At 41.8% G+C, this 14,855-nt stretch carries 15 protein-coding genes, 2 tRNA genes and 1 pseudogene; 8 read left to right on the forward strand and 10 right to left on the reverse strand.

Going from position 1 to position 14,855, the window contains the following annotated elements; translation table 11 throughout:
- Positions 1 to 118 precede the first annotated feature (118 nt).
- Positions 119 to 208, forward strand: a tRNA-Ser gene (locus BDE27_RS07595).
- Positions 209 to 337: 129 nt separating this feature from the next.
- Positions 338 to 427, forward strand: a tRNA-Ser gene (locus BDE27_RS07600).
- A gap of 88 nt (positions 428 to 515) precedes the next feature.
- On the opposite strand, the pseudogene BDE27_RS07605 reads toward BDE27_RS07600, so the two are convergent.
- Positions 516 to 644 (reverse strand): annotated as a pseudogene (locus tag BDE27_RS07605) (NAD(P)H-quinone oxidoreductase); the annotation flags it as partial.
- 292 nt (positions 645 to 936) lie between these two features.
- Between BDE27_RS07605 and BDE27_RS19230 the strand changes: the two are divergent.
- Positions 937 to 1,116 (forward strand): hypothetical protein, encoded by a 180-nt coding sequence (locus BDE27_RS19230; RefSeq protein WP_143707519.1) that lies wholly within the window; start codon positions 937 to 939, stop codon positions 1,114 to 1,116.
- A 348-nt stretch (positions 1,117 to 1,464) separates the two neighbouring features.
- On the opposite strand, the gene BDE27_RS07615 is transcribed toward BDE27_RS19230, so the two are convergent.
- Positions 1,465 to 1,968: a DUF6622 family protein gene (locus tag BDE27_RS07615; protein ID WP_099132290.1), complete on the reverse strand. Its 504-nt coding sequence runs from the start codon at positions 1,966 to 1,968 to the stop codon at positions 1,465 to 1,467.
- A 285-nt stretch (positions 1,969 to 2,253) separates the two neighbouring features.
- Here BDE27_RS07615 and BDE27_RS07620 point away from each other — a divergent pair, with 285 nt between their 5' ends.
- Positions 2,254 to 2,850: a hypothetical protein gene (locus tag BDE27_RS07620; RefSeq protein WP_099132291.1), complete on the forward strand. Its 597-nt coding sequence runs from the start codon at positions 2,254 to 2,256 to the stop codon at positions 2,848 to 2,850.
- 71 nt (positions 2,851 to 2,921) lie between these two features.
- Here BDE27_RS07620 and BDE27_RS07625 read toward each other — a convergent pair whose 3' ends face one another.
- From BDE27_RS07625 to BDE27_RS07635, 3 genes are all read right to left on the reverse strand, one after another.
- The gene (locus BDE27_RS07625; RefSeq protein WP_099132292.1) at positions 2,922 to 3,695 is read right to left on the reverse strand and encodes an alpha/beta fold hydrolase; all 774 of its coding nucleotides are present in this window, start codon (positions 3,693 to 3,695) and stop codon (positions 2,922 to 2,924) included.
- A gap of 15 nt (positions 3,696 to 3,710) precedes the next feature.
- Positions 3,711 to 4,202: an SRPBCC family protein gene (locus BDE27_RS07630; RefSeq protein WP_099132293.1), complete on the reverse strand. Its 492-nt coding sequence runs from the start codon at positions 4,200 to 4,202 to the stop codon at positions 3,711 to 3,713.
- Positions 4,203 to 4,295: 93 nt separating this feature from the next.
- Positions 4,296 to 4,973: a helix-turn-helix transcriptional regulator gene (locus BDE27_RS07635; protein ID WP_099132294.1), complete on the reverse strand. Its 678-nt coding sequence runs from the start codon at positions 4,971 to 4,973 to the stop codon at positions 4,296 to 4,298.
- 260 nt (positions 4,974 to 5,233) lie between these two features.
- Between BDE27_RS07635 and dauA the strand changes: the two genes are divergently transcribed.
- Together dauA and BDE27_RS07645 are read left to right on the forward strand one after the other, a co-directional pair.
- A complete protein-coding gene (gene dauA, locus BDE27_RS07640; RefSeq protein WP_099132295.1) occupies positions 5,234 to 6,922 on the forward strand; it encodes a C4-dicarboxylic acid transporter DauA in 1,689 nt (562 codons plus the stop codon).
- Positions 6,923 to 7,055: 133 nt separating this feature from the next.
- Positions 7,056 to 7,967 (forward strand): pepsin/retropepsin-like aspartic protease family protein, encoded by a 912-nt coding sequence (locus BDE27_RS07645; RefSeq protein WP_244208719.1) that lies wholly within the window; start codon positions 7,056 to 7,058, stop codon positions 7,965 to 7,967.
- 66 nt (positions 7,968 to 8,033) lie between these two features.
- Here BDE27_RS07645 and kdsA read toward each other — a convergent pair whose 3' ends face one another.
- The 5 genes from kdsA to hemA form a co-directional block, all read right to left on the reverse strand.
- Positions 8,034 to 8,888, reverse strand: coding sequence for a 3-deoxy-8-phosphooctulonate synthase (gene kdsA, locus BDE27_RS07650; protein ID WP_099132296.1), 855 nt, complete (start codon positions 8,886 to 8,888; stop codon positions 8,034 to 8,036).
- 87 nt (positions 8,889 to 8,975) lie between these two features.
- A complete protein-coding gene (sirB1, locus tag BDE27_RS07655) occupies positions 8,976 to 9,785 on the reverse strand; it encodes an invasion regulator SirB1 (RefSeq protein WP_099132297.1) in 810 nt (269 codons plus the stop codon).
- Positions 9,769 to 10,629 carry a peptide chain release factor N(5)-glutamine methyltransferase gene (prmC, locus tag BDE27_RS07660; RefSeq protein ID WP_099132298.1) on the reverse strand — a complete coding sequence of 287 codons (861 nt, stop codon included), beginning with the start codon at positions 10,627 to 10,629 and terminating at the stop codon, positions 9,769 to 9,771. The genes sirB1 and prmC overlap by 17 nt, the downstream gene beginning before the upstream one ends.
- Complete coding sequence (gene prfA, locus BDE27_RS07665) at positions 10,629 to 11,711, reverse strand: peptide chain release factor 1 (RefSeq protein WP_099132299.1); 1,083 nt, start codon at positions 11,709 to 11,711, stop codon at positions 10,629 to 10,631. Before prfA ends, prmC begins: the two co-directional genes overlap by 1 nt.
- Before the next feature lie 35 nt (positions 11,712 to 11,746).
- The gene (gene hemA / locus BDE27_RS07670; RefSeq protein ID WP_099132300.1) at positions 11,747 to 13,009 is read right to left on the reverse strand and encodes a glutamyl-tRNA reductase; all 1,263 of its coding nucleotides are present in this window, start codon (positions 13,007 to 13,009) and stop codon (positions 11,747 to 11,749) included.
- Between the two features lie 314 nt (positions 13,010 to 13,323).
- On the opposite strand from hemA, the gene lolB reads away from it, so the two are divergent.
- Both lolB and ispE read left to right on the forward strand, forming a co-directional pair.
- Complete coding sequence (gene lolB, locus BDE27_RS07675) at positions 13,324 to 13,941, forward strand: lipoprotein insertase outer membrane protein LolB (protein ID WP_099132301.1); 618 nt, start codon at positions 13,324 to 13,326, stop codon at positions 13,939 to 13,941.
- Complete coding sequence (gene ispE, locus BDE27_RS07680; protein ID WP_099132302.1) at positions 13,941 to 14,843, forward strand: 4-(cytidine 5'-diphospho)-2-C-methyl-D-erythritol kinase; 903 nt, start codon at positions 13,941 to 13,943, stop codon at positions 14,841 to 14,843. Before lolB ends, ispE begins: the two co-directional genes overlap by 1 nt.
- Positions 14,844 to 14,855: the final 12 nt, after the last annotated feature.

Raw genomic sequence — 14,855 nt, forward strand, 5'->3', positions numbered from 1 at the left:
ATCGGTCAAAAAGCCTGAAAAAATCGCCATAAGCCTGTTGACGCCTGCCCTGCTTTTCCCTATAGTAGCGCCCCGTTGCAGCGACGAACTCAAGAGAAATCACTGCAATATAAAATATGGTGAGGTGTCCGAGAGGCTGAAGGAGCACGCCTGGAAAGTGTGTATACGTGAAAACGTATCGAGGGTTCGAATCCCTCCCTCACCGCCATATTCTATGAAAGAGTCTGAACAGAATGGTCAGGCTTTTTTAATGCCCGACAAATTAACCATAAATAGTTGGGTTCATTAGTAATACGATTACAATAGTGCATTCTTATTGAATGCAACAAAAAAATTCGGTGAGGTGTCCGAGAGGCTGAAGGAGCACGCCTGGAAAGTGTGTATACGTGAAAACGTATCGAGGGTTCGAATCCCTCCCTCACCGCCATATTCTATGAAATAGCCTGAATATCAATTCAGGCTATTTTTCATCCAAAATACCCAATAAAACCGCCTATACCACCAGCATAGTGTAGAATCACATAAGCACCAAATGCTTTTGCCAGTAAAGTGGCAACAGTGCCAATACCCGAAGTGCCACCGTGGACTAAAACCGTTTCACCCGCTTTCAACTTGCCACGTTGGAATAGATTCACCCATACCGAATCTGCCGGAATCTGGATACGGACATCCAAACGACAGCGTTCGGGCAGATGGGTGTGCTGACGGTGGAACATGCGAATCGTGATGCCACCATCCCGTGGGCGTTAGGTACGTGATGGGAACGAGGTAAGAGCATGGGTTATTCCTTTAACCACTCAAGGGAATTGGTAAAAAATATTCACTTTAATTTCAGATGTTAATTAATTGTTAAGCATTATTCGCTTGTTATTGGGTGAAAATGGGTTTACTAGGTTAATTGGTCTTTGTTGTAGTCAACAAAATAAGGTGAATAAAATGAAAAAATACGCGCTTCTTTGCCTGTTGGCGGGTTCGGCTATTCTACCACTGCAAACTTATGCCGACACTCCCGTTATTTCCCCGAGTGATCCTTTATATCTTATTTGCGTACTAATACCTACGTTGCCGTGGTGCGATGTTGTGCCCATTATTCCTCCGGCAACCCTGCCAAATTAACTAATGTAACATACTAAAATAAATCGAGTAGGACGGTAAAATTCTCGCCGTCCTCACGTAATGACACTGCATTTAGTCCTGCCACCCCAGTATCATTTGCTCTGGGGTGGCAATGTGTTGTTCTCCATCCAAATAACCCCCTCTGGCTTTTGGTCATGCCTCCAATAGTTAGATAGTTATGATATACCTCCTCTTGATTTTTTTCTTGGGGATTGCCATTAATTGTGAGATCGCAGCCATGAATCAGTAATTGCCATATCATCTTCCTCAAAAATAATACAGCTTTTAATGTAGTTTATGTACGCACTCGTGTACATCTTTTTCATGACTGCATATAGCTGTTAATGACTAATTAATATTAGTCTTATAGTGAATAAATAAATTAAGCGTTCCTCCCCAAAAGACACCGCCCGATAGACCACAGATAAAACCAAACAGTAAATTAAAACTGAAAGAATATAACAAATTAGAGTTAATACTCATCATGGCAGAAATAATAAATTTTACTATAAAAACAGTAAGAATCAGACTCAAAGTCAAAGGAGTTCCTGAACGAATGATTGAGCCATCTTCATGACCCTTTCTTAATCTTGGTTGACTACGCCATAAGCCCCATCCGATACCCCCACCCACCAAAATACCTACAATAAGCGCCAGGAATGCCGAATCTGGAAATGTCGTTTCATTTAATACACTATAAACAGCCCATATTAAAAACAAAACTGGCATAAAAAACAGTCGATCAATACGCATTTCTCTGTCATATAATGCATTGATACCCCGTTTAATCAGAAAAATAAATAAAATCCAAACCCAGATAGGAGTACCTTTAATAATGGCTAAAATTGACATATTACTCACCCTTCTTACATTGAGCATTAAGCCCTTTACATTTTAAATAAAATAGTCCATCCTTCATATTTATTCATCATTAAGCTGTCAATTCTTAATATGATATGGACAGAGTCGTTATGTCAGTATCAGTTACTGATAACATGCAGGGATAAAAGTAACAAATCAAAATAATACCAAAAGTAAACAAATTGCACTTTAATTTACATTCTCAGTAACCTTATGAAAAACAAAAATCACTCAATAACAACCTCCCATTTTTAACCACAATATAGGGGATAAGCGGTGACATTTTTAGGAATAGTCAATAGTAAAGAATATAAGACATGGAAACACCCAACACCTTTTCTCCCTTACTTTCATTTTCATGAAATCCATGAATCAGAATCTATAAAGATACCAGCGAAAGAAATAATCCAAGCTGTAAAAGACTTTGAAATGACCGATGATTTATTTATTAAAACTTTGTCCAAAATCAGAAATATGCCAACTTATTTAATTAATAAATTAGGAAGAAAAAACAATAACCAAGAATTTGGCTTAAAAACCTTTACCCCACTTAATGAAAATAGCCATGAAATATCAATGGGATTAACTGGTAGGTTTTGGCAAATGGATTTAGGTATCATACACCAAGCTGATCTGGAATCATTTATTAACTTTGATGATCATAAATCAGCCAAATTGGTGCTGCGCTTTTTAGTCAGGGAACATCTTAATGGCTATCATTCACTAGTGACCGAAACATTCATTTTTTGCCCCAATGATAATGTCAAGAAAAAATTTACTTTTTACTGGTTTATAATTAGGCCAGCCAGTGGGTTTATCCGAAAAAGAGCGCTATCTGTAATAATTAAAAAGTTAAAAAATAAACATACCTGAGACACAATTAATTTTCTTATTAAGGAAATGTAATCACAGTTCTCAGGCATGATAAATTTACACATCTGATATTAATGCGACAAAAATTCCTTCAAAAATGGCATCAATAACTCAGGCTTTTCTTCATGAGGAGAATGACCAGTAAAAGGAATATTTAATAAGTAAGAATGGGTGACTTGATCAACTAACTCAGTTAAGTAAGTGCGTGACACTAAGCTATCCTTATCCCCCCGCACTGCCATTAATTCACAAGTGATCTTACGGATAGATTGATTTGGATAGCCGTCGTCACTAGCATCAAGCCACATAGTAACAACACTGCTTATCAGTTTGTTGAAATCTGCTTTCGGATTCAATCTATAGTAGTTATCATAGCTGCCCGGCAACATCGCCTTCCAGCTTTCCGCTGTAATTTGTTTAAATATATCTCGTGCCGGATCATTTCCTTTTAAGATCCAATGAGCACCTATCGCCACCATTTTATCAATTGAAACGATCCCAGCAGCAGCCAATCGTAACGCAACAATACCTCCGTCACTATGACCAATAATACTGCATTTCTCTAACCTTAAATGGTTGGCTATCGCTTCTACATCTTGTTGGAGACGTTTATACGATAGGCTTTTTTGTCCCAAAGTCGATTTTCCCTGCCCTCGGCTATCTATGCCAATCAGTTGATAAGACTTTCCAAGATCGCCTACCAATCGATTAAACGTTTCAATGGTACTTAAACCACCATGTAAAAAAATGAGTGGGTAACCATTGGCATTACCTTGGATCTCATAATAGATATGGGCACCGTCAACTTCTAAATAACTACCATCTTGATGATTAAAACCAAACATAGAACATTATCTCCTTTATGCTTCTTTACCTGCAGTAAATGCTATAGGTTTAACAACAGAAACGAGTTTTGCTGTCTCGGTTTTTTCAACCACAGCTTTTAGTCTTGAGAGTGTTTCCACCAAGTCTTGCGTCACTTGCTTAAAAAAACTGACTGCTTGGGAGTCAGGAAGATATTTTTCAGGCTCAAAAGAAACACTCACCTGAATGCCATTTGCCATGTGACTTTCGTCGGTTAAAATTTGATGACAGAAAGTTAACATTCCCATCTGTGGCAGATTGACTTGGTCAGTAAATTCTTTATTGATTTCAATATTTGCAAGATAGAAACGAATTTCCGGCATACCACTCAATACCATCCTGCCGTATTGCCCTGTTTTCACTTCACCTTCAAATTCAAAATACTCAAGATCAACTTCCCATTTTTTTCGTAAATCAAAATTGACATAATGGGACCAAATATGAGATGGCTTTGCATTTACCGATGTAGAAAAGGTTAGGGTTAACATAAAAAGACTCCAACAGCCAGATAGCGGGTTCAGTACATTAAGAGCCCTCAAGATAACAAACCCGTGTGACAGTTTTTGTCAGTAGTTAATGCACTATTTTTCCATTTCCCGCCATTCTTTAAGTAAAGACTGTCTTGAACGGGGATAACACTGTTGTTCTATCTTCAAATGGCTCATTCTATCCGATCTGAAATGGCGAAATGTTTTTCTTAATTCACACCAACCAATAACAATACTGATATTCTCAAAATATCCCAATGCAAATGGCCATATTGTTCTTGTCGATTGATTGTTTTTGAGATCTAAATAAGTGAAAGTGATTTTATGCCGATGACTGATCGCTTGCCGTATTTGCGGGATATCAATGGAAGGTTCAATTTTCGTAGTAGCTGGCCCAATTAATAATGAATTTGTCTCAAGATATTGTTTGAGTTCTGTTGGGATAACCGCTGCAATTTTATTGATCGCACTGTTTGCAGATGTTTTTAATTGTGAATCAGCGCGTTTTGCCACCCAACTAGCCCCTAATACCAAGGCTTCCATCTCATTTTGCGTTAACATCAACGGTGGTAAAACAAATCCCGGCTGTAAGACATAGCCTATACCCGCTTCTCCCTCGATACTTGCACCTTGAGCCTGTAAGGTCGCAATATCCCGATAGAGAGTCCTTAAGCTAATGTTCAACTTCTGCGCCAATACCTTGCCCTGCACGGGAAAATGATAACTGCGTAATATTTCCATCAAAGTTAACAAACGTTGTGTCCTAGACAATTTATCATATCCTTAATGTTAACCAATTGATTCATCCAAACTGCATTATCATTATTCCATAATTGCTTTTAAACTGTATAACAGCAGCAAATCTGTTACTAGCACCAATTCTGGGCATTGCGATGACTCACTCAAGGTAAAATTAGACGAGTTGGTTAACTTTTTGACATGTAACACTTTTCTGATCTGACAAAAGCGATATGCTGGTATTACTTCTTTCAGTTCATCATCTGCTATCTTATTTTTTGGTTCTTAATTAAATGAATACTCGTAAAGTTAGGGGAATACGTCCATTTAGTGCGCTTATTGACGCTTGTTGGAAAGAAACTTACTCTTTTCACCGTTTTATCAAAGACATGATTGCTGGGATCACCGTGGGAATAATTGCTATCCCACTGGCAATGGCTCTGGCAATCGGCAGTGGTGTTGCACCACAATACGGCCTGTATACTGCGGCCATTGCCGGTATTATTATTGCTGTGACCGGAGGATCACGTTATAGCGTTTCCGGCCCAACAGCAGCTTTTGTGGTGATACTCTATCCTGTATCACAGCAATTTGGCCTCAGTGGCTTGCTTATCGCCACGCTTATGTCAGGCATTATTTTGCTTATCATGGGATTAGCGCGATTTGGCCGACTGATTGAGTACATTCCACTGTCTGTTACGCTTGGGTTCACTTCTGGTATTGCTATTACTATCGCTACCATGCAAGTGCAAAATTTTTTCGGCCTGAAACTAGACCATGTGCCGGAAAATTATATTAATAAGGTAATTGCCCTCTCCCAAGCGTTTCCTTCATTACAACTCAGCGATACCCTCATCGGTTTAACAACCTTGCTGGTATTGATTTTCTGGCCAAAACTAGGGTTAAAGTTACCCGGTCACTTACCGGCGTTAATGGCAGGTACGGGTATCATGGGGATCATGCATTTGTTAGGCCATGATGTGGCAACAATTGGTTCATCATTTAGCTATACGCTGGAAGATGGTACACAGGGCCAAGGTATTCCCCCTATTCTTCCCCAATTTATCCTGCCGTGGCAATTGCCTGATACTCACTCTCTTGATATTAGCTGGAATACAGTATCAGCATTACTGCCCGCAGCATTTTCTATGGCAATGTTAGGGGCAATTGAATCCCTGTTATGTGCCGTTATTCTGGATGGTATGACCGGAAAAAAACACCATTCCAACAGTGAATTGATCGGCCAAGGAATGGGTAATATTGTCGCCCCCTTCTTTGGTGGGATCACGGCAACTGCGGCTATCGCCCGTTCAGCCGCCAATGTGCGGGCAGGTGCAACCTCACCAATTTCTGCTATCGTTCACTCCCTGCTGGTATTATTGGCACTGCTGGTTCTTGCCCCAATGCTTTCTTATTTACCGCTGGCCGCTATGTCAGCCATTTTGCTGATTGTAGCTTGGAATATGAGCGAAGCCCATAAGGTCATAGACCTCATTCGCCGTGCCCCCAAAGACGATATCATTGTCATGTTGCTGTGTATGTTATTAACTGTTCTGTTTGATATGGTGGTGGCAATCACAATAGGCATTGTGTTGGCTTCACTACTGTTTATGCGCAAAATTGCCAATATGACCCGAATCAGCATTTCTTCTGCAACAAATCATGATACAGGTTTGTTGGTTGTGCGAATTAATGGTCCTCTGTTTTTTGCAGCTGCGGAGCGCATTTTTACTGAACTGAAAGAACAAGGAACCGATTATCACACCATTATTATGCAGTGGGATGCTGTTCCGGTTCTGGATGCAGGTGGGCTACATGCTTTTCAAGGATTTGTTCGGGAGATGGGAAAAGAGAAACATCTCGTTGTGTGCGATATCTCCTTCCAGCCCTTGAAAACGTTGGCACGAGCCAAAGTCGAACCAATTAAAGGGCAATTGAGCTTTTATGCCACTTTATCCAAAGCACTGAAAGAAATAGATTAACCTAAATCTCCAAATAAGAATATTAGGTGCATTTTTTGGTCTAATATTCTTATCGTTATTGCAAAATTCACAATAAGCTTATTTTTCCCCCTAAAATTTGACTTAAATATGAACGCAGATATGGAGAATTTTCATGCTTTTTTCACTCAATAAACATCTTATGGCAACAGCATTTATCGTTTTTTCTTCCGTTACGTCATTGTTTGTCACAGATTCCATGGCTGCTGAAGAAGTCATACATATAGATTTTCAATTTGATAAATTCTCTCTGCCGGTAGCAACTCTCGAAATTGATGGAAAAAAGCAAAATTTAATGCTCGATACAGGTGCATCTCAAGCCCTCCATTTAACTAAAGAGTTTATGTCGGAAATCTCAGGCTTAGTGATAGATCCTGAAAAAGCACGCTCTACTGACATTACAGGCAAAGTTTTTTTTAATGATAAATTTCACATTCCACAACTTTCGATAAACGGAATGATATTTAAGGATATTACCGGAGTTTCGCTAACACCATGGGGAGTGACCTTGTTAGGTCAAGAAAAAAAGCTTCCTACTTCGATGGTAATGGGCCCTAACTTATTCAAAGATAAAGTTGTTCTTATCGATTACAAAAACCAGAAATTGTCAGTTTCTGATCATTTGCAAGCGTTGGACGTCAATGTGACTGATGGTTGGAGTGAATTACCGTTGAGACTCACTCAAGAAGGCATTGTTGTCAAAGTTTCACAAAACGCCAAGAATTACAACATGATCCTGGATACTGGTGCATCAGCTTCCGTTTTTTGGCAACAAAGGTTGCAATCACCTCCAGTTATCCTTCCCTGCGGGGCTTTGAGAGAAGATCTGGACAAAGAAGAATGCATTGTATCGACGTTTCAACTTGATGAGAAAAATGCTAAAAAAATAAAACTGAATTCACTACTGATTGATGGAGATTTTAATCATTTAAATGCGGATGGACTAATTGGAAATAACTTCTTCAATCAATATGCAGTATTAATTGACTTTCCTGGTAAGAGATTATTTATTAAAGATAATGCGTAAAAAATCAGCGGTTACAGGGCAAAATGTCTGTAACCGCATTATCAAAAAACCAAACAGATCCCGTGATTATTTGCTGGTATCCAACTCTGGGAAATTTTTCACCACATCATCAATGGCTTTTATCTGCATCAGGAATGGCTCCAGTTTTGCCAACGGCAATGCTGATGGGCCATCACATTTTGCATTTTCTGGATCAGGATGGGCTTCAAGGAACAAACCGGCAATTCCTACCGCCATACCAGCACGTGCCAACGCTGACACTTGCGCACGGCGACCGCCGGAAGCTGCACCAAAAGGATCACGGCATTGCAATGAGTGAGTGACATCAAAAATCACCGGTGAACCATGAGTCGCCTGTTTCATGACACCAAAGCCCAACATATCGACGACCAGATTGTCGTAACCAAAATTACTGCCACGGTCACACAGTATTACCTGATCGTTACCGCCTTCTTTAAATTTTTCAACGATATTTCCCATCTGCCCTGGGCTAACAAACTGAGGTTTTTTGACATTAATAACTGCGCCAGTTTTTGCCATCGCTTCAACCAGATCAGTCTGGCGGGCAAGGAAAGCGGGAAGCTGGATGACATCAACCACATCTGCAACAGGTTGGGCTTGCGCGGGTTCATGTATATCAGTGATGATCTTCACGCCAAAAGTCTGCTTCAGCTCTTGAAAGATTCTCATTCCCTCTTCCAAACCAGGCCCGCGATAGGAATGGATCGAAGAACGGTTAGCCTTATCAAAAGACGCCTTAAAAACATAAGGAATGCCCAGTTTTTGCGTTACAGTCACATAGTGTTCACAAATACGCATGGCCAAATCCCGTGACTCAAGGACATTCATACCGCCAAACAGTACAAAAGGCAGATCATTTGCGACCTTGATGTCACCAATATTAACCACTTTCTGTTGCATGTTTATACCTTCTCTTGTTAAGGACAAATAAATTTGCTGTATCCATAAAATAAATAAGAAGCAGAGAAATGCCGCTTTATAACGCCTTTAATGGAGGATGAGCGCTCTCTGATCAATAGAGTTAATCTGCATTTTTATCATTTCTGAGATCGGGTCCTCAGGGCAATGCTCCACGAAATAACTCAAATCTGAAACAGCAATGTGATTACAATCGAGCTGCGCATAAATCAGCCCTCGGTCGCGGATTTCATACGGATCTTCGGGATCGAACATCAGCACGACTTCGCTGGCTTTTAACGCCAACTCCATCTTTTTCTCTTCCATTAAGGAAATTTTGATAATATCGGTAACTTTTCGCACAATGCTGTTATTATCGGCTTCCTGTAAGTCCTTATTTTCCAAACGAACCATCGGGCCAATATTACCTTTCAACCAGACATCAAGGATATGTTCGTTGAGCGTATCGCCATTCATCGGGTTAATAAACCATGTCGGCTCATCAGCCAAATCAACCCGCAAGATTAACTGTGTCGGGAATATAACAGGCTGTACGGGCAATGCCAGCGTCTGGGCAATATGGGCAAATATCGTCCCCAATGTTACGGGAGCGCCTTGGCGTGAACGCAATACATTATCCAACCACAAGGTATCAGATAAACAATACACCCCATTCGCTCCACCAAATTTCCATTCTCGATAAAAAAGCGTCAACAGTGCTTGTAATTTTGCTTTGGTGTCAGTAATAAAGGAAAGTTTTTGTCGCGCTTCTTCAACCAATGCCGTTAACTGCTCAGTCACCATTGTGTGGTGGAAATCAGGACGAATGGCCCGTGTTACCAGAATAATACCATCTATCAGGGAAGCATTATTGAATTCATAATTAACTATGGTTTTCATCTTTATTCCATCGACCTACCGTGATACGTTCGTTACCACCATAATCCTGAAAAGTTGCTATCTGTTGATAACCTTTTTCCAAAAATAGGTTTCTGACAACGATTCCCTGTTTCCAGCCATGTTCCAATAATAGCCATCCATTTGGTAACAGGAAGTGGCGAGCCTGCTCTATAATTGTCTGCAAATCTGCTATGCCATTTTGTGCAGCGATCAATGCAGTGGCTGGTTCAAACCTGACATCTCCTTCGCGCAAATGAGGGTCAAGCTCATCAATATATGGAGGATTACTGACAATCATATCAAATTGTTTTTCACCAACCGCAGAAAACCACTCACTTTGCAGAAAATTCACATTGTGAACAGACAATTTTTCCGCGTTTCTCGCAGCATTATGTTTTGCTAATGCTACTGCATCAGGATTGATATCCACCCCAGTGACATAGCAATCATGCCGCTCACTTGCCAGCGCCAATGCAATTGCCCCTGTTCCCGTGCCGAGATCCAAGATCTGTGCCGATGATTCAGGCAATAGTTCCAAAGCTTTTTCAACCAAGCATTCCGTATCAGGACGTGGGATTAAAGTTGCTGGTGATACAGTCAGGGGCAACGACCAAAATTCACGCTCCCCCACAATATAAGCAATCGGCTCTCCCTGAATACGACGGGCCAACAAAGCATTAAGCTGGTTAACTGCTTCTGGAGAAATCGATGTTTCATTGAATGCAATTAAATAAGTACGGGAACGCCCTGTTACGTGTTGCAACAGGATTTCTGCATCACGCTTAGGGCTATCACTTTCAGTCAACTGCATAGCTGCATGCCGGAGCCAATGTTGATAATTCATCAATCCTGCTCTGATAATGCGGATAATTGGTCTGCTTGATATTCAGTAATGATAGGTTGGATAAGCATGTCCAGTTTACCTTCCATGACTTCCTCAAGACGGTATAACGTTAGGTTGATACGGTGATCAGTAACCCGTCCCTGTGGGAAGTTATAGGTGCGGTTGCGATCTGAACGGTCACCGGTGCCGAGCAAATTGCGGCGTTCAGAGGCTTCGGCTTCCTGACGCTTTTGCATCTCAGCGGCACGAATACGCGCCGCAAGCACAGACATCGCTTTTGCTTTGTTCTTGTGCTGGGAACGCTCATCCTGACACTCCACAACAATCCCCGTTGGCAGGTGGGTAATGCGAATTGCGGAGTCAGTGGTATTGACGTGCTGTCCGCCCGCGCCGGAAGAGCGATAAGTATCAATTTTCAGATCGCCTGGATTGATCTCCGGTAATTCCGCTTCCGGGATTTCTGGCAGGATAGCCACTGTACAAGCAGAAGTATGAATACGCCCCTGGGATTCTGTTTCCGGCACACGCTGAACACGATGACCACCAGACTCAAATTTCAGGTGACCATAAACTTGCTCACCAGAAATTTTGGCAATTACTTCTTTATATCCGCCATGTTCACCTTCATTGGCACTCATGATCTCAACTTTCCAGCGACGGGATTCTGCATAACGGCTATACATACGGAATAAATCTCCGGCGAATATCGCAGCTTCATCACCGCCCGTTCCAGCACGAACTTCAAGGAAACAGTTGCGCTCGTCATCCGGATCTTTCGGTAATAACAGCATTTGCAGTTGCTGTTCCAGCTCTTCATTACGAATTTTTGCGTTTTTGAGTTCTTCCTGCGCCATTTCCCGCATTTCGGGATCATCAAGCATCATCTCAGCTGTTTCAATATCATCCTGAACGCTTTTCCAGACTTTAAAACAGTTAGTCACATCGGTCAGTTGAGCATATTCCTTTGATAACGCGCGAAAACGCTCTTGATCAGCGATAACCTCAGCATCACCGAGGTGAGCCAAAACTTCTTCATGGCGTTCTTGCAATGCTTCCAATTTAGCGACAATAGAAGGCTTCATTCGTAATATCAGACCTTATTTAGAATAGGGTTAGGTTAGTTATGATCCAGCCCAAGGCTGTCCCGTAATAGATTCAGGCGTTCCAAATCGCCATCGCTGGCAGCCTGTTGGAGAGATTTAGTCGGTGTATGGATCAGACGATTCGTCAACTGGTAGGTCAATTGGTTAATGATCTGTTCAGCATCAGCGCCTTGCCTTATGGACATCAATGCTTTTGCCGTCATTTCAGCCCTAATTTTCTCTGCCTGTTCTCGATATTCGCGAATTGTATTAACAGCGCCTTGAGAACGCAACCAATCCATGAAATGGCTGCTTTCTTGTTGCACAATCCCTTCCGCAACAACTGCCGCTGCTTTACGTTGGGCAAGATTTTGCTGAATGATAGCCTGTAAATCATCTACGCTGTACAGATAAACATCACTCAATTTTTCCACATCTGGTTCAATATCGCGAGGAACAGCAATGTCAATCAGCAACATGGGTTGGTTACGACGTAATTTCAACGCCCTTTCGACCATACCTTTACCAATGATCGGCAATGGACTGGCGGTGGAGCTAATGACAATATCCGCTTCAGCCAATCGGGTATCGATATCCGGCAGGGAAATAACTTCTGCATTGACTTCACTGGCAAGCATTTGTGCCCGCTCTTTTGTCCGGTTGGCGATCATCATGCGATTCACACCATGCTCTTTTAGGTGACGGGCAACCAGTTCAATCGTTTCCCCCGCTCCCACCAACAGGATATTCAGTTGGGAAAGGGATTCGAAAATTTGCCGTGCAAGTGTACAGGCAGCAAATGCTACAGAAACGGCATTGGCGCCAATTTCTGTTTCTGTTCTGATCCGTTTAGCCACCGAGAAAGATTTTTGGAATAAGCGTTCCAGTTCACTCGACAGAGATTGATAATTTTGCGACTCAGCGAAAGCCTTTTTCACCTGCCCCAAAATCTGCGGTTCCCCCAATACAAGGGAATCCAGGCCGCTTGCAACTCGCATTAAATGCCTGACGGCCGCATTGTCTAAATGCCAGTAGAGGCTGCCGGTCAAATCATCAGGGTCAAGCTGATGATATCTGCATAGCCAATGAATTAGCTGTTCTTCAAAATTACCCTGCAGTTCAACACTGAGGTAAAGCTCTGTACGGTTACAGGTGGACAGCACAACGCCGCCTCGCACCAGTGGTTGTTGGAGCAAGTCATCAAGCGCTAATCCTATTGTGTCAGGAGAAAAAGACACCCGCTCACGTAAAGAAACAGGCGCTGTTTTATGGTTGATACCGAGTGCTAATAAAGTCATCTTAACTGCATTGAGTTATCATAGGGGGCAAGATCATGATGATATCGATAATTATTCTCATAAACTCACACCCTTCATAAGGACTCTCATTGGTCGAGCATTCTACTTGATGCATCAGTGCAATAAAAGTCAATCAGACGGTTCTGCGATAATTTTATTCGAGAATTCTCAGCAAACTTTCGTTAAATTACCCTCTATGATTATAGACTTGAATAGCACGCTTTAAGTTGTCATATAGATATTGCCATATTTATAACCGACAGAGTTTTATAATCGACAGAATACTAAGCTTTCTTACCACCAAGGGTTACCGTATGAAAATGTCTGCTTTTTTTCGCTTACTTCCCCTCTCCGGTGTTTTACTGACTGCCTGTACACTCACGCAACCCCCTATGGGCACGGGATCAGCGGATACACCACAATGGCACACCCGTGAACAGCAACTGCAAAAACTAGGGCATTACCAAACCCGAGGTTCTTTCGCTTACCTGGCAAATGAAAAAAAAGTCTACGCCCGATTTTTCTGGCAACAATATTCACCTGACAATTATAAGTTACTGTTACTCAATCCATTGGGTACAACAGAATTGGAATTATTCGTCGAACCGAATATGATTCAGATCACTGACAATAATGGTAAAAAATATCTCAGTGATAAACCCGAATTTTTAATTTACCAACTGACCAATATGAATATTCCTCTGGATAATCTAAGAAGCTGGATTATCGGTTTGCCTGGTAATGCCAAAAATTTTCAGTTGGATGCAAATTACCTGCTTAAATCCGTAAGTGACAAAAAAAATGGTGAGATTTGGCGCGTAAATTATCAAGGATACGATACATCGATCACGCCAGCCTTACCCACTCGACTGGAGCTTACGCAAGGAAGCAACCGCATAAAATTAAAGATGGATAATTGGACGATTCAATAATGACTTTAACCTGGCCTTCTCCGGCAAAATTGAATTTATTTTTGTATATCACAGGACAACGGCCTGATGGCTATCATGAACTGCAAACACTGTTCCAATTTTTAGATTATGGTGATGAGATCACCATCGCACCACGTCAAGATAATCAAATCCACTTACTGACTCCGGTTGCAGGCGTAGCCCATGATGACAATTTGATTGTGCGGGCAGCCCGATTATTGCAGAACCATCTATTACAAAAACGCGCATTACAGAATCACAATGTGACTCAATCCGGCAACGAACATTTGGGAGCCGATATCCGCATTAATAAATGCCTGCCAATGGGCGGAGGTCTCGGAGGCGGCTCTTCCAATGCAGCAACGGTATTAATTGCCCTCAATCACCATTGGCAAGCCAATCTGTCCGATGATGAACTGGCACAGCTTGGCGTATGCCTTGGGGCAGACGTTCCTGTCTTTGTCAAAGGCCATGCCGCTTTTGCCGAAGGTATTGGGGAAAAACTCCAGCCTGCTTCACCGAAAGAAAAATGGTTTTTGGTTGCCCACCCTGGAATTGAAATATCAACACCAACAATTTTCACCGATCCTGAATTAAAAAGAAATTCTCCGATTCGCACTCTACCCGCATTATTACAGGCATCATTTGCAAATGATTGTGAACCAATCGCAAGAAAACGTTTTCGTGAGGTTGAACAGCTTCTTTTATGGCTGTTAGAATACGCACCGTCACGCCTGACCGGAACTGGTGCATGTGTTTTCGGCGAGTTCGAATCAGAAGCATCGGCCCGTAAGGTGTTAAATCAAGCCCCAGAGTGGATGCAGGGCTTTGTTGCGCGTGGCGTCAACATTTCTCCATTGCATACATTCCGCTCTGGGATACCCATGTTATTGAACCAATGAGCAATATTTGTT

The organism is Xenorhabdus ehlersii, from assembly GCF_003610465.1.
In the GTDB taxonomy this organism is placed as follows: domain Bacteria; phylum Pseudomonadota; class Gammaproteobacteria; order Enterobacterales; family Enterobacteriaceae; genus Xenorhabdus; species Xenorhabdus ehlersii.

Excerpts from the sequence above, each read along its gene's own strand:
- kdsA (WP_099132296.1), bottom strand. The coding sequence starts at position 8,888 with ATGCAACAGAAAGTGGTTAATATTGGTGACATCAAGGTCGCAAATGAT.
- BDE27_RS07630 (WP_099132293.1), bottom strand. The coding sequence starts at position 4,202 with ATGTTAACCCTAACCTTTTCTACATCGGTAAATGCAAAGCCATCTCAT.
- lolB (WP_099132301.1), top strand. The coding sequence starts at position 13,324 with ATGAAAATGTCTGCTTTTTTTCGCTTACTTCCCCTCTCCGGTGTTTTA.
- dauA (WP_099132295.1), top strand. The coding sequence starts at position 5,234 with ATGAATACTCGTAAAGTTAGGGGAATACGTCCATTTAGTGCGCTTATT.
- BDE27_RS07625 (WP_099132292.1), bottom strand. The coding sequence starts at position 3,695 with ATGTTTGGTTTTAATCATCAAGATGGTAGTTATTTAGAAGTTGACGGT.
- prfA (WP_099132299.1), bottom strand. The coding sequence starts at position 11,711 with ATGAAGCCTTCTATTGTCGCTAAATTGGAAGCATTGCAAGAACGCCAT.
- prmC (WP_099132298.1), bottom strand. The coding sequence starts at position 10,629 with ATGAATTATCAACATTGGCTCCGGCATGCAGCTATGCAGTTGACTGAA.
- BDE27_RS07645 (WP_244208719.1), top strand. The coding sequence starts at position 7,056 with ATGCTTTTTTCACTCAATAAACATCTTATGGCAACAGCATTTATCGTT.
- sirB1 (WP_099132297.1), bottom strand. The coding sequence starts at position 9,785 with ATGAAAACCATAGTTAATTATGAATTCAATAATGCTTCCCTGATAGAT.
- ispE (WP_099132302.1), top strand. The coding sequence starts at position 13,941 with ATGACTTTAACCTGGCCTTCTCCGGCAAAATTGAATTTATTTTTGTAT.
- BDE27_RS07615 (WP_099132290.1), bottom strand. The coding sequence starts at position 1,968 with ATGTCAATTTTAGCCATTATTAAAGGTACTCCTATCTGGGTTTGGATT.
- BDE27_RS19230 (WP_143707519.1), top strand. The coding sequence starts at position 937 with ATGAAAAAATACGCGCTTCTTTGCCTGTTGGCGGGTTCGGCTATTCTA.
- hemA (WP_099132300.1), bottom strand. The coding sequence starts at position 13,009 with ATGACTTTATTAGCACTCGGTATCAACCATAAAACAGCGCCTGTTTCT.